Source organism: Agrobacterium sp. CNPSo 3708, from assembly GCF_028674915.1.
GTDB classification, from domain to species: domain Bacteria; phylum Pseudomonadota; class Alphaproteobacteria; order Rhizobiales; family Rhizobiaceae; genus Agrobacterium; species Agrobacterium cavarae.
Genome location: NZ_JAQZSF010000012.1, coordinates 36,132 through 58,051 on the forward strand (window position 1 = coordinate 36,132; position 21,920 = coordinate 58,051).

Sequence of the window (21,920 nt, forward strand, 5' to 3'; positions counted from 1 at the left end):
GGCCGCACGACGCGGCCCCTATTGCCTTTTAAGTCGCGCTATTCACCACCACCCAGCGAGTGGACGAAGAGCGCCAGTTGCTTGACCGTGGTATCTCCCAGACGCTCGCCCCAGGCGGGCATGACACCATGCTTGGGTGCCCGGATTTGAGCGACGATGCCCTCTTCGCCGTGTGCCTTCAGCCAGATTGCGTCAGCGAGGTTCGGGGCGCCCATATCGCGGTTGCCCCTGGCATCATCACCGTGACACGAGGCGCAGTTGTCGGCGAATATCTGCTTGCCCGCATCAATCATGGCCGGATCATGCGGCGTTCCTGTCAGGCTGACGACATAGGCCGCGACGGCACGGATTTCATCGCTCTTCAGCACGTCGGCAAAAGCCGGCATTTCCGACACGCGTGTTTCCGGATCCTCGGTGAAGCGTATGCCGTGGGTGATGGTCGTGTAGACATCCTCTGCCTTACCACCCCACAGCCAGTCATCATCGTTGAGGTTGGGATAGCCGTTGCCGCCCTCAGCACCAGAGCCGTGGCACTGGATGCAGTTGACCTTGAAGGCCGCTGCGCCACCGGCAACGGCAAACTGCATGAGTTCGCTGTCGGACTGGATATCTTCCAGTGACAAGGATGCGATCTTGTCGAGGTAGGCGTTCTGGCCTGCCTTGGCATTGGCCATCTCGGTTGCCACAGTGGCGCGGCTACTCCAGCCAAGAACGCCATGCGTCGCACCGCTGATCAGCGGCCAGGCGGGAAAGGCAATGGTGTAGCCGATGGCCCAGATGATGGTGGCGTAAAACGTCCACACCCACCAGCGGGGCATGGGGTTGTTCAGCTCGCGAATGCCGTCCCACTCGTGGCCGGTGGTTTCGACGCCGCTGATCTGGTCTATCTGTTTGTCCGACATGGTATCAATCCTCCTTGAGAGGAATCTTGGCGGCGTCGCTGGCGGCCTTTCCGCCACCGGGACGCAAGGTGAAAAGGACGACGCAGAGGAAGAAGAGCGTCATGACGAGCAGGCCCCAGCTATCGGCGAAGTGGCGCATGGCGGTGTAGGTTTCCATCTCGTGCTCCTCCTATCGGTAGCCGGCGGCGTCGTCGTAGGTCGAAAAATCGACCAACGTGCCGAGCATCTGCAAATAGGCGACCAGCGCGTCCATTTCGGTCAACTTCGTCGGATCACCGTCGAAATCTCCGATCTTTGCCTTGGGATAACGCGCCTCCAGGGCCGTCGTGTCGGCGTTCGGATCCGCCTGCGCCTTCATGTCGGCCTCGGCGTTCTGCAGCATGTCGTCGCTATAGGGCACGCCGACAGCTCGGTTGGCTTTCAGCTCCATCGCCACATTCGACACCTGCAGAGGTGTCGTCTTCAGGAAGGCGTAGCTTGGCATGACCGATTCCGGCACGACGGAGCGCGGCGCGCTCAAATGCTGGACATGCCATTCGTTCGAATAGCGATCCCCCACGCGCGCGAGATCCGGTCCGGTTCTTTTCGATCCCCACTGGAACGGATGGTCGTACATGCTTTCTGCAGCAAGGCTGTAATGGCCGTAGCGTTCCACCTCATCGCGGAAGGGGCGGATCATCTGGCTATGGCAGACATAGCAACCTTCGCGGATGTAGATGTTGCGCCCCATAAGCTCCAGCGGCGAATAAGGCCGCATGCCCTCTACCTTTTCGATCGTGTTTTCGAGATAGAAAAGCGGCGCGATCTCCACGATGCCGCCAATCGAGACGACCGCCAGAGATCCGACGAGAAGCAAGGTCGCGTTGCGCTCGATAATGCCGTGTTTGTCCAGAATAGACATGATCGATCTCCTTACTCGGCCGGTTGTAGCTTGGGCGCTGCAGCCGTGCCGGTATTCTCTTCGCGCATATGGCCGAGAATGGTTCTGGTGATGTTGTAGGCCATGACGATTGCGCCACTGAGGAACAGCAGGCCGCCCATTGCGCGCAGCAAATAGTATGGGAACATGGCAGCGACGGTTTCAGCGAAGGAATAGACGAGGAAACCCTGCGCATCATACTCACGCCACATCAGGCCCTGCTGGATGCCGGCAACCCACATGGAGGCGGCGTAGACGACGATACCGAGCGTGGCCAGCCAGAAGTGCCAGTTGACCAGCACCAGGCTGTAGAGCCGTTCGCGATGCCACAGTTTCGGGACGAGGAAATAGACCGCTCCGAAGGTGATCATGCCGTTCCATCCAAGCGCACCTGAATGCACGTGGCCGATGGTCCAGTCCGTATAGTGGCTGAGAGAATTGACGGCCTTGATCGACATCATCGGCCCTTCGAACGTCGCCATGCCGTAGAAGGCAACGGCCATGATCATCATGCGCAGGATCGGGTCGGTGCGCAGCTTGTCCCATGCGCCAGAGAGCGTCATCAGACCGTTGATCATGCCGCCCCATGAGGGCATCCAAAGCATGATCGAGAACACCATGCCGAGCGTCTGTGCCCAGTCGGGAAGCGCTGTGTAATGCAGGTGGTGCGGACCAGCCCAGATATACATGAAGATCAGCGCCCAGAAGTGGATGATCGACAGGCGATAGGAATAGACCGGGCGGTTCACCTGCTTGGGAATGAAGTAGTACATCATCCCTAAGAAGCCGGCGGTCAGGAAAAAGCCGACGGCATTGTGGCCGTACCACCACTGCGTCAACGCGTCCTGGACGCCCGAGAAGACCGAATAGCTCTTCACGCCAAGGAACGACACCGGCACCGCCAGATTGTTGACGATGTGGAGCATCGCGATGGTAACGATGAAGGAAAGGTAGAACCAGTTCGCTACATAGATATGCGGTTCCTTGCGCACGAAGATGGTGCCAAGGAAGGTAATCAGATAGGCCACCCAGACGATGGTTAGCCAGATATCGACATACCATTCAGGCTCGGCATATTCCCTGCCCTGCGTGATGCCGAGCAGGTAACCGGTCGCTGCCATGACGATGAAGAGATTGTAGCCCCAGAAGACGAACCAGCCGAGGTCGCCGCCGAACAGTCTGGCGCGACAGGTGCGCTGCACCACGTAAAAGGAGGTTGCGATCAGCGCATTGCCACCAAAGGCAAAGATGACGGCGGAGGTATGTAGCGGACGGACGCGGCCGAAATTGAACCATGGCTGGATGTTCAGGTCCGGATAGGCAAGCTGAAGCGCAACGATCACGCCCACCAGAAAACCGACGACGCCCCAGAAGACCGTGGCGATCACCCCATAGCGGATCACGTCATCGAAATATTCGGTCTTCCTGCGTGCCTGGACTGCCGGATCGACAGGCGCGAAGGAGACACGGCGCAGCATCACGACCGTGCCGACAAGGAGCACGAAGAACAGCACCCACATATGGGCGGCGAAAAGATTGTCGTGAGCGAAGGCCGCCCCGAGCAAAGCGAGGAAGGCCCCTACGGCCACCATCGCTATTCCTAAAGTAGAGTTCATTGTTGGCTTCCCCCAACGTCACATCAGATATGACGCGGAGCGAAGGAACCGGAATCACAGCGGCAAACATGCTTTCGCGTCGTTTGCAGCTTTGCCACCCGCAACGGCAAGCGACCTTGATCCAAATCAAGACCGCAGCCTCAAAGGACGGCCGCGAGGTCACCCGATCAACGAGCGATAGCGGGCGGCGGGAAGCTCAGGAGCGCGGCCTTATAGTTCTCGATGACGAAGCTGATCGGGGTCCCATCCGGCTTTGTGAGAACGGCTTCATTGGTGATCAGAGTTTGGGGGATATCCAGTGCGGTGCTGTGGCCGGCGGGAATTGCCTGTCCCATTTGCCAATGCTCTGGAAGAGGCTGCCAGATTAGCTGGGAGGACACGGTGTGGCGCTGGAAATGAAGTGGTAGCACGACCTTGCCGAAGGGCGTATCCGTGGTATCCAGCGTCTGGTTCATGTCCGTCGTCAACCGATCCGGCACATACCAGTTATCCGCTTCCGAAAGCACCAGATCGCCGCATTTCAGCAAAACGTGCCGGTAGCCGAGCGGGTCGGAGGCGGTAACGTTCAATTGGTGGCGCACCTCATCCGGCGCTGTCTTCGTGTCCTTGAGGCGGACCGCCGAGATTTTCGCGTGTTCGGCGAGCTTATGGTCGGCGCACCAATGCTCCAGTGTCAATGTCGCGCTGTCCTGACTGAGCAGCTGGACGCTCAGATCCTGAATGGTGGCCAGCGCCGCGAGACGGCCGACAGGCGTGTCCGGCCAACTTGCTTGCGCGGCAAGGGCTTGCCCGGAGATGGAGACGGCTAGGCCGCAGAGAAGGGCTTTGAAGGCGGAGGATGACATTTGCTGCTGGCTCCGGATCGATTTGATTGGATAAAATCGCATCAAGCAGTCGGCATCAAAACGATGCAGACGCAGCAAATCACGATGCCTCTGTGGCGGATTTGTGGGAGGCTGAGAGAGATACCACAGCATAGGGCCGAAAACAGAACTCGATGTTCGGATCAGCACGACGCGTAGATTTAAAGAGTTGGAGGGCCGCGCCGAGGCAAATCCGGGCGTGCGATAGGCGACCTAGCCTTTCATCTTCAAAGGCAAGCCAGCCGCGATGAAATAGACTTCCGAGGCCACAGCAGCGATCCTCTGATGCAGCCGACCAGCGTGATCGCGAAAGTCTCGCGCCATGCGATTCTCGGGCACGATGCCGAGGCCTACCTCGTTCGAAACGAAGACGATCTTCGCTTTGGCTTTTGCCACATGTTCAACGAGTGGAGGAAAAGCCGCCTCAACGTCCAGCCCCTCCTCCATCATCAGGTTCGTGACCCAAAGGGTCAAGCAATCAACGAGGATGGTGTTGGACGCGTCATCCAGTCGTTCCAGCGTGTCGACCAGATGCAACGGTTCCTCATGCGTGATCCATTGATCCCCGCGCTGAAGACGATGGCTGGCGATACGAGATTTCATTTCCTCATCCCAGGCGCGGCCCGTTGCCACATAATGAGCGACACCCTCAGACGAGAGCACCAGCCGTTCAGCAAAAGCGGACTTGCCCGAGCGTGCGCCGCCGAGCACCAGCATGGCACGAGATATGTCGCTCATTCAGAACCTGCAGGGAGAAAAATTGAGAGCGATCCGACCGCCAGTTCGGACTGTGCCGAAAGCCTTGAGGCGCCAGACATGAAAAGAGAACGATTCGTAGATATGGAGGCGTTCTCCCGGTCGATCATGCTGGATCGTCGCGGTAACCGTCATAAAAGACTGATGCCCGTCCGCGCTGCGCGGTCAAGTCGACATCGGCTCTCATGGGGAAAGCGTCGGATCGCTGAAATGAAGGTAGGATGCGATGCGGCTCTTGTCAAATTTGATGTCTCTTTGGACCGTGATGAACGATAAGTCCCGGCTGTGTCAAAGCCATCCGCAACGAAAGGTTTTTACTCCTTCCTTTTCTATGCCGTTGCGTTTGGTAGGAACCCTTCGGTATTCTCAGCGGGAATGCACAAGGGATGCAGTTTGCTCTGTGGCCCCAGCTTGGATTTGGCAGGTGGAGAAGGCAGGGATATTTAGGTCCATAAAGAGGGTGCTGACAGGAGAGATAATACGGCGCTCTGACGTTCCTATCATGAACGGAACGTGCGTAATGTCCTTCCGTCTCAAGCGCGATGGCGGCGGTGAGTATGTGGTTCTGGCAGCCAACGCGCCTGGAAGCCATCAATACTTTCCCTTTGATATGAACGAGTTCGAGAAGTTCGTCCAAGCAGCAATAAACATTAGAGACGCACTACCCGCGGTCCTCAATCGAAATACAACAGATGGAATTGTAGAGTGAACTCGCCAGGCGCCTTCGCTAAGCAGTGCTTTAATCTCATCCCACATAGGACCAGCCAGACAAAGCGGATGAAGAATGCTCCGACCAAGGGTTTTCCGCTCATGGAATGAACGGAAATGAGAAGAAGAGGCCCGGTACTCAATACCTGCTCCGGAGCCCCGCCGATCTGTCTAATGGTATAAGCTTACCGGATGGTTAGCGCCCGCTAAAATGGATCGGATTTTTCTGCGAGCATGTCTCGATTGCCTTGCAATCATTTCTTGGTATGACAACCTTCGAAAACACTCCAGGTCATTGCCTGGCGGAAAAGGCGAGAAGCGGGTTACGGGCGGGACCGACATGACGACAATGGACTACATCGCGCTCGTCATATTCCTGGTTCTGTGGGTGTCCTACGCCTATATCACGACCGCACGATCGCCCTTTGGCAGAACCAGCCTTAATCGAGCCATGGCCGACCGGCGCAGACGGTGGATATACAACTCTCTTTCGCGCGATCTGAAGATGATCGATACGCAGATCATGGCAGGCCTTCAAAACGGCACGGCCTTCTTCGCGTCGACCTCGATTTTCGCGATCGGCGGGTGCTTCGCGCTCCTCGGCGCCACCGACCGAGTCGAATCGGTGTTTCGGGACATGCCATTCGTCTATTACGGCGGACGAACCGCTTTCGAACTGAAGGTTATCGGGCTGACCTGTCTTTTCGGCTATGCCTTCTTCAAGTTCGGTTGGTCGTATCGGCTGTTCAACTATTGCACCATCCTCTTCGGTGGAATGCCGATGATGCATGAGGCAAATGCGGATAGAAAAGCGGCCGAGCGCGCGGCGGAAAACGTCATCCGCATGAATGTCATTGCGGCAAAGAATTTCAATGACGGCCTCAGGACCTTCTTCTTGTCGATCGGTTATCTTGGCTGGTTTATCAACGCCTATGTCTTCATCGTCATGACCGTCATCATCATCGTCGCGCTGTTGAGACGCCAGTTCTACTCGGAAGCGCGTCTCGCTATCATGGACGATCATTAATCGCCTGTCATGAAATCGCCCCACTTTGCGGGCGAAGCGCAGGCAAAGCCCCCTCACCGTTGCGAAGGAAATCACAGAATGAATGAGGCAACCGCAACGGTTACCAAGTCCGGCCGTATCGGCTTTCTCGACACATGGCGCGGCATCGCGCTCATCGCCATGGCGAGTTACCACTTCACCTGGGATCTCGCGATGTTCGGCTATATCCCGCCGGAAACGCCGACCGAGGGTTTGTGGCGTCTTTATGCGCGGGCGATTGCCAGTTCGTTTCTGTTTCTCGCAGGTTTCAGCCTGTTTCTGGCGCATCGAAAGGGTATAAACTGGCCGGCCTTCGGCAAACGGTTTGCGATGGTCGCGGGTGCAGCGTTGCTGATCTCGGTTGCGACATTCTTTGCCGTTCCGGGTGGCTGGATCTTCTTCGGCATTCTGCACAATATCGCCGTCGCGAGCCTGATCGGTCTCATATTTCTGCGCTTGCCTGCGGTCGTGACGTTGGCCGTCGCTGTTCTGGCCTTCCTCGCGCCGATCTATTTCTCGTCGGATGCCTTCAACTCAATCTGGCTGTCCTGGATCGGATTTGCCACAGCACCTCCCCGCTCCAACGACTATGTGCCGGTGTTACCGTTCCTGGCGCCGTTTCTCGCCGGTCTTGGTGTCGCGCAAATCGCCGTGCCGCGCGGGTGGCTGGATCGGTATCGCAAGCCCAGCGGCAAGCGCAATCTGCTTGCCTTCTTCGGCCGCCACAGCCTGTCCTTCTACCTCATTCACCAGCCGGTGCTGATCGCGCTGGTCTATTTGGGATCGATCACTTTCCCGCCCCCGCCGGTGGATCAGGTGGAGGCTTACAAGAAGAGCTGCGAAGCGAGCTGCATGCAGACCCAAAACAACCTCGATCTCTGCCAAAGCTTTTGTGGCTGCACCCTGGAGAAACTGCACAGCGAGAATGTCTTCGACGCGATGATGGCGAATACAGCCAGTATCGAGCAGCAGAGCAAGATTAGGGATGTCGCAGCCCAGTGCTCGGCGGAGGTTCAATAATCCGGGGTGAGCTTGAGGTCGCAGTCAGGCGCTGATCGCTTCAAGACGGTAATGCTGGGCAGTGTGACACTCCGACATCCAACGGATGAGAGCGTCCGGAGCAATCGGCTTTGACAACCAGTAGCCCTGGAGCTCATCGCATCCCATGACGGTCAGCAGTTCGGCTTGCTCGCGCGTCTCCACACCTTCCGCCACGACCTCGTAACCGAGCGAGTGGCAGAGCGTGATCATGGACTGGACGAGGACGCGCTCTCGATTGCCTTCCTGCATATCGTTGATGAAGCTGCGATCAATCTTGACGGTTTTGACCGGCAGCTTTTGCAGATAGGATAGGCTGCTGTAACCAGTGCCGAAGTCGTCAATTGATAGCTGAATGCCCGATGCGGCAAGCGTTTCGAGCAGGTCCTGCGACCCTTTCGTCTCCATCATCATCGCCGTCTCGGTTATTTCGAATTCGATCTGGTCATGATCGACGCCGAAGCGAGCCAGATCGACGCTCAGCCGATCCCAGAAGTCAGCCTCCTGAAGATTGGTGGCTGACAGGTTGATGGAAAGCTTGATGGGAAAACCTGTGGAATTCCATTCGGAAAGTTGCTGGAGGGATGTCGCGATGACCCACATGGTCAATTCACGAGCATAGGCTGACGCTTCGATAACCGGGATGAATTCGGCAGGCGAAATTGGGCCAAGCTCTGGATGGGTCCAGCGCAACAGAACTTCCGCACTCTTGAAAAGGCCACTGGCGGCGTCCACCCGCGGCTGAAATACGAGCGACAGCTGCGCGTCGTCGATGATCGCCCGTGGAAACTCGCGCTGGATCATGAAGTTGCGCTGATGCTGTACATCGAGAGAGGGGCAAAAAAAGGCGATTTTCGATGGATGAATACGCGCGTCCTGCACTGCACTTTGCAACGACCGTAAAATTTCCTCGGCACTGGTCTCGCCAGGGCGGAAAACCATCGAGCCGATGGACGGCGTCATGGTGATCTGGAACTCGACCTCGTTATAAAGCGCACGCATGATCTGCTCCAGGAACGGTCGATAGTCTTCGACCTTCGTACCCCTGGAGACAATGAATGCGAATTGCGTCGGGCCGATATGATAGGCGAATGTTCCCCCATCCAGATGCTCCCTTAGAATGCGCGCCACCTTGGTCATCAGACCATCGAGATAGGAAATGCCGACGACGCGCATCATTCGGTCGAACTGCGTTGTCTGGGCAAGGTCAATCAGGCTGATGATCTGCTCTGAACCTTTTTCGTGAAGAGCAAGGTCAGAGAGATCACTCATCAACTGGTGACGGTTCGGCAATCCGCTCGACGGATCAATCCGTCCCATCGAATGGTGCAACTCAATCTGATCCATGACCATAGCAGCAAGATCGGAGAGGGTCGCCATCTGTTCATCGGTGACTTCGAAAGGCTCGATCCCCAAGACACAGAGTGCACCAAGGCCGTAGCCATCCGGTGTTACAAGTGGAACGCCGCAATAGAAACGAATTCCGGCCTGACCTAGCGTGCTGTCGGCATAGTAATCGTCTTTTTGCAAATCCTTCACGACCACAGGACGCTTGTGTTCCGCTACCTGCGAACAAGGCGCCTTGTGTCGAGGTATCTCGTTGTGGTCGACGCCCACTTTCGACTTGAACCATTGGCGGTCCGTGTCCGTCAACGAGATGGCTGCAATCGGCAAACCAAAGTAATTTGCCACCAGTCGCGTGATACGATCGAAGTGCTCGCTCGGCATAGTATCGAGTAAGCGCATATTCTTAAGCGCGGAAATACGCGCATGCTCGTCCAACATAAATCTATATACCCATGCCACGCACGATAATGGCGCGGCTTCGCCGTTGATCAGGGAAACATTTTTTATCAGCCCTGCGTCACGAGAACCGACATACACAGTCGGTTGCAGTCACCATTGCGAGCATCATGCCCGGGCTTGAAGATCCGATTTAAAACTAACGCTATAAAACAGTTACATGACTTAACCGTTCCAAAGGGTCTTCAAGCGTGGTTAGCAAAGGATTAAATTACGACGATGGGGAGCATGAAGCTAGAATGAAGTTGGGCGCCAGATTGGCGCTACTGACAGATTTCAGTGCCCAACTCTCAACAGCAAAAGGCGAAGCGGTCCGTCAGGTTCCGACGCCGATTTCTGCCAATCGTGTAAGGCAGGCTTCCTCAACATTGTCGAGCTCGGCAAGCGTCTCTTCAATGTCGCGGCGCTTCTGGCGAAGGTCGGCGCGCTTCTCATCGACCTTCTTCATCAGAAGCTCGAGCTGGCCGGATTCACCCGGCGGCTCCTTGTAAACCTGGATGATTTCGCGAATTTCGGCGATCGTAAAGCCGATGCGGCGGCCACGGAGGATTTCCTGAATGAGCCTGCGATCGGCGGCGCGGAACAAGCGCGTACGGCCACGGCGCTCCGGATGGATCAGGCCCTCATCCTCGTAAAAACGAAGAGTGCGGGTGGATACACCGAATTCGCGCGTCAGTTCCGTAATGCTATAATACTTATTCAAGGCTTTGTCCGATTCTGGCTGCCGGACATTATGTTTGACCTTCACGTAAAAGTCAATTTTCGATCATCATCCTGATATGCCGAACCACCAGGTTGCCAGGCCGAGAAATGAGAAAAAGCCGACAATATCGGTCACTGCCGTGACGAAAACGGCGGAAGAAACGGCCGGATCGGCGCCAAACTTATCGAGGAACAGCGGAATAAGGATACCGGCCAAAGCTGCTGCAAGCATGTTGATCAGCATGGCTGTTGCGATGATGCCGCCAATATTCACGTCATGGAACCAGATGCCGGCAATAATGCCGATCGCGCAGCCGAAGAGCGCGCCGTTCAACAGGCCCACACCTGCCTCACGTCGGATGATGCGCGCCGCATTATGGATATCGAGGTTTTTGGTGGCGAGAGCGCGCACCGAAACGGTCATCGTCTGCGAGCCGGCATTTCCGCCCATCCCTGCGACGATCGGCATCAGGATGGCAAGTGCCACGACCTGCTGGATGGTGGCGTCGAAGAGTTCGATCACCGAGGCTGCCAGGAAAGCCGTCATAAGATTGATGCCAAGCCAGGGCACACGCGATTTGGACGTGCTCGCGATACTGTCGGACAACTCTTCATCGCCGACACCGCCGAGGCGAAGCAAGTCTTCCTCCGCCTCTTCCTGGATCACGTCCACCACGTCATCGATGGTGAGCACGCCGACGAGGCGACCGTTGCTGTCCACGACCGCCGCAGACAGAAGGTCATATTGCTCGAAGAGCTGGGCTGCCTCTTCCTGGTCCATCTCCGCTGGAATGGGATGGTTTGTTTCGTGCATGATGGTTTCGATCTTCACCTGCCGCTTTGAGCGCAGCAGCCGATCGAGATCGAGCGCGCCGACGAGCTTGAAGGTGGGATCGACAACGAAAATCTGGGAGAAGGATTCGGGCAACTCCTCCTCTTCTCGCAGGTAATCGATCGTCTGGCCGACCGTCCAGAATGGCGGCACGGCGACGAACTCGGTCTGCATACGGCGACCGGCAGAGCTTTCCGGATAGTCCAGCGCCCGCATGAGCCTGACACGTTCGGTGAACGGCATCTGCGAGAGAATGTCTTCGCGGTCCTCGCGGTCGAGGTCTTCCAGAATGTAGACGGCGTCGTCCGAATCGAGTTCGCCGATACCGGCAGCAATCTGCTCGTTCGGCATCTGCTCGACGATATCGAGGCGGATTGCTTCATCCACCTCGGTCAGTGCCGTCATGTCGAAGTCGGTGCCCAGCAGGCGCACGAGGGCGTGGCGCTGCTCCGGCTGGATCGATTCCAGCAGGTCGCCCAGTTCGGATTCATGCAGGCGGGCGACGTTTTCGCGCAGGAAAAGCACGTCGCGATCGGCGATCGCAGCACCGACCATGGCGAGAAAGTCTGACCGGATCGAGCCGTCGTCGGCATAGATGTCGGCCATCACTTCTGGACGCTTGGCCTCTTCCGTTGCGGGATGATCGTGGTCGGCTTGTGTCAACTTGCGCCCCCTTCTCCGGTCATTGGCCTGCTTTGCAAACGGGCTGGAGATTGTCGTTTAGAACAACAATGTCAACAACCCGTTAGGCAAGAACTGGTTTCATCTTCTTCCTCCCCGTCATCGCGCCGCAGCGACGGTTGGCTCCATGTCGTCAACACACGGACAGGGTGTCGCTAATGGGAAAACGAAACGCGCATCCGTGCAACGCAGAGAATTGATATATGCTAGGTAAGCGCCTATCTGAACTGTTATGCTGCAGTGCAAACTAAGGATCGGGTGAGTCTGTCGTGGCACCGATCGAGACGAAGCCTTCAAGGAGATACGTTATAATGGGCAAGATGGATTTCATCGGCAAGCCCTCATCCGCGGCCGGCGGCTGGGGTGCGCTGAAAAGCGTTGGCAAGCGCCTGCTGGAATCCGGAGCACCCTTGTCCAATGCGAAGGCGCTTCTTAAGACCAATCAGCCCGATGGCTTCGATTGCCCCGGCTGCGCCTGGGGCGACCCGGAGCATGGCTCATCCTTCGAATTTTGTGAAAACGGTGTGAAGGCCGTGTCCTGGGAAGCCACGGAGGCACGCGTTCCGCCGGAGTTTTTCGCCGTCCATACGGTCTCCGCTCTGAGCCAATGGTCGGATTACGAACTAGAGAAACAAGGCCGCCTGACGAACCCTCTGCGTTACGATCGTTCCTCAGACCGATACGTGCCCGTGTCCTGGGACGATGCATTTCGCGAGATCGGGACCATCTTGCGCGGCCTCGACAGCCCGGATCGCGCCGAGTTCTACACATCCGGTCGGGCCTCCAATGAAGCCGCCTTCCTTTATCAGTTGATGGTCCGACTTTACGGCACCAACAATTTTCCCGACTGCTCCAACATGTGTCATGAAGCGAGCGGCGTCGGTCTGAAGGCCTCGATCGGTGTCGGCAAGGGGACCGTGCTTCTGGAGGATTTCGAGAAGACCGATGCGATCTTCGTCATCGGCCAGAATCCCGGCACCAACCATCCCCGCATGCTGGGTGATCTGAGGCGAGCGGCACTTCGCGGTGCGCGCATTGCCGTTTTCAATCCGATCAAGGAAAAGGGTCTGCAGCGCTTCAGTGATCCGCAGGACAAGCTGGAGATGATCACCGGCAGTAACACCAAGATTGCCACCAATTACTATCAGCCACGCCAGGGCGGTGACATGGCCGCTATTCGCGGTATCAGCAAGGTGGTGTTCGCGGCCGATGAGGCGGCGCGTGCCGCGGGTCAACCAGCCATCATCGATTACGACTTCCTGACTGACCATGCCGTGGAGTTCGAGGCATACCGCGCTGCCGTGGATGCAACGCGTTGGGAGACCATTCTCGATCAGTCTGGTCTGACACGCGAGGCGATCGAGGAAGCGGCCTCCATCTACATGAGTGCCAGTTCCGTCATCGCCACCTGGGCGATGGGCGTCACTCAGCACAAGCACTCCGTCGCTATCGTTCGCGAGATCACCAATCTGATGCTGCTGCGGGGCAATGTCGGCCGCCCCGGTGCTGGCCTCTGCCCTGTTCGCGGCCATTCGAACGTGCAGGGCGATCGCACCGTTGGTATCGACGAGAAGGCACCGCCTGCCCTGCTTGATGCGCTTGAAAAGGAACTCGGCGTGACGATGCCGCGCAACCGTGGGCACAACACGGTCGAAGCGATCAGCGCCATGCTGGATGGCAAGGCGCAGGCCTTCATCGCGCTCGGTGGCAATTTCCTGCGTGCCACGCCCGACAGCCCGCTGATCATCGAGGCCTTCAAAAAGCAGAAGCTGACCGTCAACATCGCGACCAAGCTCAACCATTCGCATCTTGTGCCGGGAGAAACCTCGTTCATCCTGCCATGTCTTGGCCGCACCGAGATCGATCGCAATTCCGAAGGCCTGCCGCAGATCGTCACGGTCGAGGATTCCATGAGCATGGTCCATGGTTCTGGCGGCATAAATGAGCCGGCATCGCCTGAACTGCGTTCCGAAGTTGCCATCATTGCCGGTATCGCTGAAGCCACGCTTGGCAGTGATCGCGTCAACTGGAACGCCCTTGCCGATGATTACGATCTGATTCGAGACATGATCGAGCGGGTCATTCCAGGCTTCCACGAATTCAATGAGCGCGTGCGGGTGCCGCGCGGCTTCCATCTGCGCAACGCGGCAGCTGAGCGTGAATGGCAAACACCGGAAAAGAAAGCGGTCTTCTTTACCGGCGCCCTGCCGGAAATGACGGAGCATCAGGCGGCATTGTCGAAAGACGGTCTTTTCGTGCTCCAGACTTTCCGCAGCCACGATCAATATAACACCACCATCTACGGCCTTGATGACCGATACCGCGGTGTTTACGGCGAACGTCAGGTGATCTTTATGAACCCGAAGGATATGGAGACGCTTGGCGCCCACGCCAAACAGCGGGTCGATGTGATCGGCGAATATGGCGATGGCGTCGAACGGATCGCGAAGGATTTCCGTCTGGTGCCCTATGACATACCCCAGGGCAGCGTCGGCGGTTACTATCCCGAGCTCAACGTTCTCGTGCCGCTACATAGTTATGGCGAAGGCAGCTTCACCCCAACCTCCAAATCCGTGCTGGTGTCGGTGCGACTGCGGGGCGAGGCCGCGGCGGCATAATGGACGAGGAAGACACCGCAACGCGCTTCATGGCCGCGGTGGACGAACTGCTCCAGGTCGCGCCCGCTGGACTTCAACCGACAGGCGCTGCGCTCATTGTCGCGGTTCATATCGGTCTTGGCAGTGACAGTCGCAGCCTTTCAAACAAACTTGGTATTGCCCATGCTTTGGTGTTACGGGAGATCAGCGCGCTCTCCGGCACACTGCTCCATATCATTCGCCGCGAAGCCCGAACACAGCGGACCTTCGTAGAGCTGACGGAAATGGCGAAAGCGCTTGCGACCACCACTTCGAAGGCTTCATCTTTGAGTTCCGAGACGTCATGACCGTTCGTACCATCGTCCGATACCCAGCCCCTGCCCTTGCCACCCCATGCGAGCCGGTCGCGACGTTTGGCCCCGACCTCGTCATCCTACAGCAGGACCTTGTCGACACCATGCGCGCGGCGCCCGGTGTTGGGATCACGGCGGCACATATCGGCGTCTTTCAGAGGGTTTTCGTGCTGGAGCTTGAGCCCGGCAAGATCCTGACCTACGTCAATCCTGAGATCATCAAGAGTTCGACAGAGACGATGCGCCATGTCGAGGGCAGCGTTTCCATGCCGGGCATCACAGAGGAACTGGAACGTCCCCGGCAGGTGACGTTGCGGTTTCAGGATTTGACGGGCGCTGAACATGAAGAAATCGCGGATGGTTTTCACGCCGTCTGCATTCAGCACGAGATCGATCAGCTTGACGGCATCTTCTGGATCAAGCGCCTATCAAAGCTCAAGCGCGACCGGCTGATCCGCAAATGGGAAAAGACGCAGCGCTGATTGACGGCCAGCGCAGTTCGGAGCGGTATCAGGCGATAGACAGATGAAAGTACGCCTCGCCGCGCAGCGTATTGCTGACGGTGCAAATTCTCTCCGCTTCATGGGCAATTGCCTGCTTCGTCGGCTCGTCAAAATCACCGCTGATCGTCAGCCGCATGTCGAAGCGGAGAATGCGGGCGGGTTCACCCTCAGACTTTTCTCCCGTCACCTTCGCCTCGACCGCCTCGAACCTATCGAGAACGCCCATGCGGCTTGCTGCAATGCGCGCGCTCAAGGCCAAGCAAGCGGCGAGCGAGGAATAGAGAAGGTCGAGCGGATTGAAGCCAGGCTCCGACGCGGCCGTCACCACTGAGAGATTTCCGCCGGTCGGTGTTGCTATTTGCGGATGACCATTGCGTCCCAAAAGCGCTGTCGCACCGACGTCCCGCTTCTTAACCCGTAGCTCGCTCACATCATCCTCCTTATGCGGTGTTACGATCTTTCAGATTCGCTTCCACCGCTTCCGCCTGTGTTCTGTCGCATGTTGGTATCGAAAGACCGCGCGGAACTTTTGTGCGACGTGCTCTCAATCTCCATTTCCCGCAAATTCATTTTGCACAATGGAACCAAATTCTAAATTGCGGCTTTTACTCACGCAACGGTGATCGGGCCGTTCATCGAAACGGAAATAGGAGCTGGGACATATGGTTACCTCGACGCTAGTCAGCATTCTGATCACCTTTCTGGTCATCGTACTGGTGCTGTGGCTTATCGCACGCCTGCCGGTTGGCGGCAGTGCAAAGCAGATCGCTCAGGTCATCGTGATCATCATCGGTATTATCTCGCTGCTGAAGTATCTCGCAGTCTTCTGATAACGATTTTGTCCGATCCGCAGCATCCATATGCGCGGTAAAGACTTGAAAAAGCCCGTCGCTCCATCGGCGGGCTTTTGCTTTTCGGCATGAGCTTCGAGGAAGACGCCTCAATAAGAAAGGGCGCGCAAAACGGATTGCGCGCCCTTTCTCGTGTAAACACTTCGACTTACTGCGGCAGCTTGTCGTCTACGCCTTCAACGTAGAAGTTCAGACCGAGCAGAACGCCGTCTTCAGCCTTCTCGCCAGCCTTAAGCCACTCCGTTCCATCCTGCTTCTTCACAGGACCGGTGAAAGGGTGAAGCTCGCCGGACTTGATCTTCGCCTCGGTGTCCTCAGCCATCTTTTTCACATCATCCGGCATGTTGGTGTAAGGCGCCATCGTCAGGATGCCGTCTTTCAGACCGTCCCAAACCGACTCCGACTTCCAGGTGCCATCAAGAAGCGCCTGCGTGCGCTTGATGTAATAGGCGCCCCAGGTGTCGACGATCGCGGTCAGCTGTGTCTTGGGGCCAGCCTTGATCATGTCGGAGGCCTGGCCGAACGCCTTGATGCCGCGTTCTGCAGCAACCTGCATTGGTGCCGTCGTGTCGGTGTGCTGCGTCAGGATGTCGACGCCCTGGTCGATCAGAGCCTTGGCGGCATCGGCTTCCTTGCCGGGGTCGAACCAGGTGTTGGCCCAGACGACCTTGACCTTGAAGTCCGGATTGACGGAACGTGCGCCGAGCAGGAAGGCGTCGATGCCCATCACTACTTCCGGGATCGGGAAGGAGGCGATGTAGCCGGCCACACCCTTCTGCGACATCTTCGCAGCGATCTGGCCTTGAATGTAACGGCCTTCATAGAAACGAGAGTTATAGGTTGCGAGGTTTGCCGCCGTCTTGAAGCCGGTCGCATGTTCGAACTTCACCTTCGGGAACTTCTGAGCAACCTTGACCGTGGCATCCATGAAGCCAAACGACGTGGTGAAGATCAGGTCGCAGCCGGAACGGGCCATGCGCTCGATGGCGCGTTCGGCATCAGGGCCTTCCGGAACGCTTTCGAGGAACGGCGTCTCGATCTTGTCGCCGAAATGCTTCTGCAATTCCTGACGGCCGATATCATGCGCCTGTGTCCAGCCGCCATCCGTGCGCGTACCGACATAGACGAAGCAGACTTTCTTGGCGTCGGCAGCTTGCGCGGCCGGAACGACGCCGATGATGGCCGCAGCGGACGCGGCCAATGCGATGATGAGTCTTTTCATTTTTACCCCTGCTTGGTTAGGCATGACTTTTGGATTTTTAGCGATCCGGCACGAACGGTTTGCCGAGCGATGCCGGTGTATTGATCAGCGTCGTGCGCCGATTATGGGAGATGATAATCAACACTACAATAGTTGCTACATAAGGAAGCGCTGAAAGTAGCTGTGACGGCACTCCAATGCCGAAGGCCTGCGCATGCAACTGGCCGATCGTCACTGCGCCGAAGAGATAGCCGCCCGCCAGCACCCGCCATGGCCGCCAGGACGCGAAGACGACGAGCGCCAGCGCAATCCAGCCACGACCGGCAGACATGTTTTCCACCCATTGCGGCGTATAGACGAGCGAGAGCTGCGCGCCCGCGAGACCCGCACATGCGCCGCCAAACATCACGGCAAAATAGCGCGTGCGGATGACGTTTACGCCAAGCGCGTGGGCTGACGAATGGCTGTCACCGATCGCGCGAATCTTCAGGCCGGTGCGGCTTTTGAACAGGAACCAGCTGATACCGAAGACGAGCGCAATCGAGATGTAGAAGATCAAATCCTGGCGGAAGAGGATCGGGCCGATAAATGGAATATCCGAGAGCACAGGAAAGACGATGTTCGGCAGCTTGACGCCGGGCACGCCAACGAAGCTTTCTCCCAACATGCCGGAGACGCCGAGACCGAGAATGGTGAGCGCGAGACCGGTCGCCACCTGGTTGGTGACAAGCGTGAGCGTCAGGAAACCAAAGAGCAGCGAGAACAGCGCACCTGCCGCGATCCCGGCGAGAATGCCGATATAGGGCGAACCACTCAGATGCGAGGCGGCGAAGGCGCAGACCGCACCGATGACGATCATGCCTTCGACACCGAGATTGAGGACGCCGGCGCGCTCAGTGACGAGTTCGCCAAGCGCTGCAATGACCAGAGGCGTTGCGGCGGTAATGACGGTGAGGAGGATCGCCTGAAACATATCCATCATGCGGCTCCTTCACGGGCAGCGCTGCGCGACCAGCGGATGCGGATTTTGTAGAGGATCAGCGTATCGCAGGACAGGACGAAGAAGAGCAGCAGCCCCTGGAAGACCCGCACGACCTTGTCTGAAATCTGCAGCGACATCTGCACCGCCTCACCGCCAAGATAAGTCAGCGAGAGAACCAGCCCTGAGGCAATGATGCCGAGTGGGTTCAATCTGCCGAGAAAGGCAACGATGATGGCGGTGAAGCCGTAGCCCGGCGAAATCGAGGGCTGCAGATGACCGATGGAGCCGGAGACTTCCGAAATCCCGGCAAGGCCTGCCAGTGCGCCGGACAGGAGCAGCGAAAACCACACCATGCCGCGAGAGGAAAATCCGGCAAACCGCCCTGCCCGCGCCGATTGGCCGAGCACGGTGACTTCGAAGCCCTTCAGCATGTAGCGCATCATGAACCAGAGCGCGACGGCGGCGACGAGCGCAAAGACGACGCCCCAATGGGCACGCCCCGAATCCAGTAGTTCAGGCAAGACGGCGCTTTCGTTGAAAGGCTTGGTCTGCGGGAAGTTGTAGCCCTGCGGATCGCGCCAGGCCCCGCGCACCAGCCAGTCGAGAAAGAGCTGTGCGACATAGACCAGCATGAGGCTGGTCAGGATCTCGTTGGTGTTGAACCGCGTCTTCAAGAGCGCTGGGATACCGGCGTAAAGCGCGCCGCCTGCGGCCCCCATGACAAGCATCAGCGGCAGGATCATTGGCGACTGCCAATCGGGGTTCAACACGGGCAGGATGGAGCCGGTGATTGCGCCGATGGTGAACTGACCTTCCGCGCCGATATTCCAGTTGTTCGACCGATAACAAATGGCAAGCCCGACCGCGATCAGGATCAGCGGCGCGGCCTTGACCGCAAGTTCATGCAGGGACCAGACTTCCAGCAAAGGCTCGATGAAGAAGCTGTAGAGTGCGCCGACGGGTTCTTTGCCGAGCGCTGCGAAGATGATGGCACCAACGATAAGCGTCAGCACCAGAGCCAGGAGCGGCGAGAGAATGGCAAAGAGCTTGGAGACCCCTGCGCGTTTTTCCAGTTCAATGCGCATGAACGACCTGCTCCGTATGCCCTGCCTGCCCTGTGCTGCCTGCGTGCACGCCACCCATCAACAGGCCGATCTTCTCACGCGTCATTTCCTTTGCCGGATAGGCGCTGGACAGTTGCCCGTCGGAAATAACGGCAATGCTTGACGCAACCTCGAAGATCTCGTCGAGATCCTGGCTGATCACGATGACAGCCGATCCGCCCTTCGCCATGTCCACGAGCGCCTGGCGAATACGGCTTGCCGCCCCTGCATCCACACCCCATGTCGGCTGATTGACGACGAGAACCGATGGCTGTCGATCGAGCTCGCGACCGACGATGAATTTCTGCAGATTGCCGCCGGAGAGCGAACCGGCGAGTGGGTCTTCGCCGCTCTTGCGCACATCCATGTGTTCGGAGATGCGTTTGGCGGCGTTCTTGATCACCGAATGACGGACGACTTTCAGGAAACCGCCGCTAAGGAATGCCTTCTTGTCGGATCGACAGCGCGCCAGGAGAAGATTGTCGGAGAGGCTCATATTCGGCACGGCGGCATGGCCGTGGCGCTCTTCCGGGACGAAGCCTGCCCCCAGCAACCGGCGGCCATTGATGCCCATGCGACCGACGGGCTTGCCACGCAGGAAGATCGCGTCGTCCTTCGAGACGGGATATTCACCGGATAGCGCGTCGAACAACTCGCCCTGTCCATTGCCGGCAATACCCGCGATGGCAAGCACCTCGCCCGCGCGCACCTTCATGGCGATATTTTTGAGTGACACGGCAAAGGGCGTGCGTGCCGGAACAGAGAGACCGATGATTTCAACGGCCACGTCACCGATGGTGCATTCGTCGTCGCGCTGAATGCCTGCAACATCGGAACCGACCATCATGCGCGCCAGAGAGGCGGGCGTTTCCTGGCGTGGGTCGCAGGCCCCCGTGACCTTGCCGTGGCGCAATACAGTGGCGCGATCGCAGATGCGCTGTACCTCTTCCAGACGATGGCTGATGTAAAGCACCGAACGCCCTTCGGCTTTCAGCTTCTCCAGCGTCTCGAACAGGCGGTCCGCCTCCTGGGGTGTCAGCACAGAGGTCGGTTCATCCAGAATGATAAGCCTTGGGTTCTGCAAAAGAGCGCGAACGATCTCGATGCGCTGGCGCTCGCCCACCGAAAGATCAGCAACATGGGCGTAAGGGTCGAGCGGCAGACCGTATGCCTTGGAGAGTGTTTCAGCTTCCCGCGCAATTTCCTTCAGAGAAATCTTGGGATCGAGCGAGAGCGCGATGTTTTCAGCGACGGTCAGCGCTTCGAAGAGGGAGAAATGCTGGAATACCATGCCAATGCCCAGCTTGCGGGCTTCACCCGGTGAACCGATCCGAACAGAATTTCCGTTCCAGACGATCTCTCCGCTGGAGGGTTCCAGCACGCCAAAGAGCATTTTGACGAGGGTGGATTTTCCGGCACCGTTCTCACCGAGAAGAGCGTGAATCTCGCCAGGTGCAATATCGAGATCGATCGCATTGCATGCGGCGAATGTTCCAAACAGCTTGGTCAGCTGGCGCACGGACAAGAGGGGCGAAGCCCCAGACGCAACCGTTTCCGTCACCTGTTCCCCTTTTCACCGATCGCCGCACTTCTATGAGGCTTAACGAGCGGATCGACACCCTTGCACTAAAATTGAGCACTGCTCTTTATGCGTACTAAATCCTTTTTTGTGACGCTGTACAACTGAAAAACAACGATCCAGGGATGGTTTTAAACCACTGTTTTTCTCAGCGGGTTTTCGCCCCAAGAGACGGAGCGAACTGCATAATACCGCCAATGCAATAGAGATAGATGCCGGTGATGACGACCCCGGCAACAAGCCAATCAGGCGACTGAAAATGCAGGAGAAGCGAGTATCCGCTCAGCACGCACCAGAGCAGGAAAACCGCCATGTTCAGCCACCGGAGCCGCTTCACTCTGACTGGATGCAGGAAGTTGATCGGCAGGAAAGTCAGGATCACCGATACCGTCACGATGATCATGGCCGTGGTGGCGCTTGCATCGATGACGAAGAGCGTGAACACCACCATATTCCAGACAACCGGGAAGCCCGAGAAGAAGTACTCGTCGGTTTTCATGCCCATATCGGCATAATAGATCGCGCTGGAGACCACGATCATGCCGGCGGCGACGAAGGACCATGGCTCCCCGATCATGCCACTTTGATAGAGAGCAAAGGCAGGAAGCAACACATAGGTGACGTAGTCGATGATGTTATCCAGCGTGTCACCGGACCAGTTGGGAAGGACTTCCTTGACCTGCACCTTGCGGGCGATCGGCCCGTCGATGCCATCGACGAGAAGCGCGAGGCCGAGCCACCAGAACATGTCGACAAAACGATGTTCAGCGGCGGCGACGACACCAAGGAAGGCAAGAAAGGAACCGGAGGCTGTCAGGATGTGAACGGAGAACGCCCGGATTTCGGCATAGGGTACGCGTCTGTAGTTGAAGATCTTCATGACAGC

21 protein-coding genes are annotated in these 21,920 nt (G+C 57.6%); 6 read left to right on the forward strand and 15 right to left on the reverse strand.

The genetic code is table 11. From position 1 onward, the window contains the following. Nucleotides 1–38: 38 nt before the first annotated feature. From ccoP to cobU, 6 genes are all read right to left on the reverse strand, one after another. Nucleotides 39–902 carry a cytochrome-c oxidase, cbb3-type subunit III gene (gene ccoP / locus PVA19_RS21510; RefSeq protein ID WP_274104126.1) on the reverse strand — a complete coding sequence of 288 codons (864 nt, stop codon included), beginning with the start codon at nucleotides 900–902 and terminating at the stop codon, nucleotides 39–41. Between the two features lie 4 nt (nucleotides 903–906). Next, the gene (locus tag PVA19_RS21515; protein ID WP_062425388.1) at nucleotides 907–1,059 is read right to left on the reverse strand and encodes a CcoQ/FixQ family Cbb3-type cytochrome c oxidase assembly chaperone; all 153 of its coding nucleotides are present in this window, start codon (nucleotides 1,057–1,059) and stop codon (nucleotides 907–909) included. 12 nt (nucleotides 1,060–1,071) lie between these two features. Then, nucleotides 1,072–1,803, reverse strand: coding sequence for a cytochrome-c oxidase, cbb3-type subunit II (ccoO, locus tag PVA19_RS21520; RefSeq protein WP_062437571.1), 732 nt, complete (start codon nucleotides 1,801–1,803; stop codon nucleotides 1,072–1,074). 11 nt (nucleotides 1,804–1,814) lie between these two features. Beyond that, the gene (gene ccoN / locus PVA19_RS21525; protein WP_113176213.1) at nucleotides 1,815–3,437 is read right to left on the reverse strand and encodes a cytochrome-c oxidase, cbb3-type subunit I; all 1,623 of its coding nucleotides are present in this window, start codon (nucleotides 3,435–3,437) and stop codon (nucleotides 1,815–1,817) included. A 167-nt stretch (nucleotides 3,438–3,604) separates the two neighbouring features. Next, complete coding sequence (locus tag PVA19_RS21530) at nucleotides 3,605–4,282, reverse strand: hypothetical protein (RefSeq protein ID WP_274104127.1); 678 nt, start codon at nucleotides 4,280–4,282, stop codon at nucleotides 3,605–3,607. 231 nt (nucleotides 4,283–4,513) lie between these two features. Beyond that, nucleotides 4,514–5,038 carry a bifunctional adenosylcobinamide kinase/adenosylcobinamide-phosphate guanylyltransferase gene (cobU, locus tag PVA19_RS21535; protein WP_113179605.1) on the reverse strand — a complete coding sequence of 175 codons (525 nt, stop codon included), beginning with the start codon at nucleotides 5,036–5,038 and terminating at the stop codon, nucleotides 4,514–4,516. A gap of 1,066 nt (nucleotides 5,039–6,104) precedes the next feature. Here cobU and PVA19_RS21540 point away from each other — a divergent pair. Together PVA19_RS21540 and PVA19_RS21545 are read left to right on the forward strand one after the other, a co-directional pair. Further along, the gene (locus PVA19_RS21540; protein ID WP_274104128.1) at nucleotides 6,105–6,791 is read left to right on the forward strand and encodes a DUF599 domain-containing protein; all 687 of its coding nucleotides are present in this window, start codon (nucleotides 6,105–6,107) and stop codon (nucleotides 6,789–6,791) included. Nucleotides 6,792–6,869: 78 nt separating this feature from the next. Then, nucleotides 6,870–7,829 carry a DUF1624 domain-containing protein gene (locus PVA19_RS21545; protein WP_062425393.1) on the forward strand — a complete coding sequence of 320 codons (960 nt, stop codon included), beginning with the start codon at nucleotides 6,870–6,872 and terminating at the stop codon, nucleotides 7,827–7,829. 24 nt (nucleotides 7,830–7,853) lie between these two features. On the opposite strand, the gene PVA19_RS21550 is transcribed toward PVA19_RS21545, so the two are convergent. The 3 genes from PVA19_RS21550 to mgtE all read right to left on the reverse strand — a co-directional run bounded on the left by PVA19_RS21550 (nucleotide 7,854) and on the right by mgtE (nucleotide 11,790). Further along, nucleotides 7,854–9,632: a bifunctional diguanylate cyclase/phosphodiesterase gene (locus PVA19_RS21550; RefSeq protein ID WP_274104129.1), complete on the reverse strand. Its 1,779-nt coding sequence runs from the start codon at nucleotides 9,630–9,632 to the stop codon at nucleotides 7,854–7,856. A gap of 334 nt (nucleotides 9,633–9,966) precedes the next feature. Then, a complete protein-coding gene (locus tag PVA19_RS21555) occupies nucleotides 9,967–10,353 on the reverse strand; it encodes a MerR family transcriptional regulator (protein ID WP_062426111.1) in 387 nt (128 codons plus the stop codon). 66 nt (nucleotides 10,354–10,419) lie between these two features. After that, the gene (gene mgtE / locus PVA19_RS21560; RefSeq protein ID WP_112519267.1) at nucleotides 10,420–11,790 is read right to left on the reverse strand and encodes a magnesium transporter; all 1,371 of its coding nucleotides are present in this window, start codon (nucleotides 11,788–11,790) and stop codon (nucleotides 10,420–10,422) included. 386 nt (nucleotides 11,791–12,176) lie between these two features. Here mgtE and PVA19_RS21565 point away from each other — a divergent pair, with 386 nt between their 5' ends. Genes PVA19_RS21565 through PVA19_RS21575 form a run of 3 tightly spaced genes read left to right on the forward strand, consistent with a single transcriptional unit; the run spans nucleotide 12,177 to nucleotide 15,297 of the window. Continuing rightward, a complete protein-coding gene (locus PVA19_RS21565; RefSeq protein ID WP_274104130.1) occupies nucleotides 12,177–14,483 on the forward strand; it encodes an FdhF/YdeP family oxidoreductase in 2,307 nt (768 codons plus the stop codon). Continuing rightward, complete coding sequence (locus tag PVA19_RS21570; RefSeq protein WP_274104131.1) at nucleotides 14,483–14,809, forward strand: hypothetical protein; 327 nt, start codon at nucleotides 14,483–14,485, stop codon at nucleotides 14,807–14,809. Before PVA19_RS21565 ends, PVA19_RS21570 begins: the two co-directional genes overlap by 1 nt. Next, entirely contained in the window at nucleotides 14,806–15,297 is a 492-nt protein-coding gene (locus tag PVA19_RS21575; RefSeq protein ID WP_274104132.1) for a peptide deformylase, read from the forward strand. The genes PVA19_RS21570 and PVA19_RS21575 overlap by 4 nt, the downstream gene beginning before the upstream one ends. Nucleotides 15,298–15,325: 28 nt before the next feature. Here the strand turns inward: PVA19_RS21575 and PVA19_RS21580 are convergent, their stop codons facing one another. Next, nucleotides 15,326–15,748, reverse strand: a complete 423-nt coding sequence (locus PVA19_RS21580; RefSeq protein WP_274104133.1) for an OsmC family protein — start codon at nucleotides 15,746–15,748, stop codon at nucleotides 15,326–15,328. Nucleotides 15,749–15,980: 232 nt separating this feature from the next. Between PVA19_RS21580 and PVA19_RS21585 the strand changes: the two genes are divergently transcribed. Further along, a complete protein-coding gene (locus tag PVA19_RS21585) occupies nucleotides 15,981–16,148 on the forward strand; it encodes a Thivi_2564 family membrane protein (RefSeq protein WP_111850603.1) in 168 nt (55 codons plus the stop codon). 169 nt (nucleotides 16,149–16,317) lie between these two features. Here the strand turns inward: PVA19_RS21585 and PVA19_RS21590 are convergent, their stop codons facing one another. The 5 genes from PVA19_RS21590 to pcsA all read right to left on the reverse strand — a co-directional run bounded on the left by PVA19_RS21590 (nucleotide 16,318) and on the right by pcsA (nucleotide 21,914). Beyond that, a complete protein-coding gene (locus PVA19_RS21590; RefSeq protein ID WP_062425400.1) occupies nucleotides 16,318–17,391 on the reverse strand; it encodes a BMP family ABC transporter substrate-binding protein in 1,074 nt (357 codons plus the stop codon). Between the two features lie 37 nt (nucleotides 17,392–17,428). After that, complete coding sequence (locus PVA19_RS21595) at nucleotides 17,429–18,349, reverse strand: ABC transporter permease (protein WP_274104134.1); 921 nt, start codon at nucleotides 18,347–18,349, stop codon at nucleotides 17,429–17,431. After that, nucleotides 18,349–19,437, reverse strand: a complete 1,089-nt coding sequence (locus PVA19_RS21600) for an ABC transporter permease (RefSeq protein WP_113225606.1) — start codon at nucleotides 19,435–19,437, stop codon at nucleotides 18,349–18,351. Before PVA19_RS21600 ends, PVA19_RS21595 begins: the two co-directional genes overlap by 1 nt. Continuing rightward, entirely contained in the window at nucleotides 19,427–21,016 is a 1,590-nt protein-coding gene (locus tag PVA19_RS21605; protein WP_274104135.1) for an ABC transporter ATP-binding protein, read from the reverse strand. Before PVA19_RS21605 ends, PVA19_RS21600 begins: the two co-directional genes overlap by 11 nt. A gap of 166 nt (nucleotides 21,017–21,182) precedes the next feature. Next, entirely contained in the window at nucleotides 21,183–21,914 is a 732-nt protein-coding gene (gene pcsA / locus PVA19_RS21610) for a phosphatidylcholine synthase (RefSeq protein ID WP_062598080.1), read from the reverse strand. Nucleotides 21,915–21,920 lie beyond the last annotated feature (6 nt).